The sequence below is a fragment of the Pseudohoeflea suaedae genome (assembly GCF_004354915.1).
GTDB classification, from domain to species: Bacteria; Pseudomonadota; Alphaproteobacteria; order Rhizobiales; family Rhizobiaceae; genus Pseudohoeflea; species Pseudohoeflea suaedae.
On record NZ_SMSI01000018.1, the window covers coordinates 1 to 262 of the forward strand.

The window sequence follows — 262 nt, forward strand, 5'->3', positions numbered from 1 at the left end:
TGCGATTGTGGCGCCGTCGGCGCCCCGGGTGTCGTTGGCGAGGATGCCTGCGGCGGCATCGACCGTCAGCAGGTCGCCTTCGAGCACCGGCCCGCCGGTATCTGCCACGGCAGTGGGGACGTCGTCGACGACGTCGATCGTGACGGAGCCTGTGACGGTGTTGCCGTAGGTGTCGGTGGCGGTATAGCCGAAGGTCTCGACGCCGGTGAAGGTGTTGGCGCCGTCATCGGCATCGGGTCCGTCGATGGGCGAGGTCAGGGTA

The 262-nt window shown here is 68.3% G+C and carries 1 protein-coding gene; it reads right to left on the minus strand.

Going from position 1 to position 262, the window contains the following annotated elements; genetic code table 11:
- On the minus strand, positions 1-262 hold a 262-nt coding region (locus E2A64_RS17880), incomplete at both ends, for a hypothetical protein (protein ID WP_158285803.1).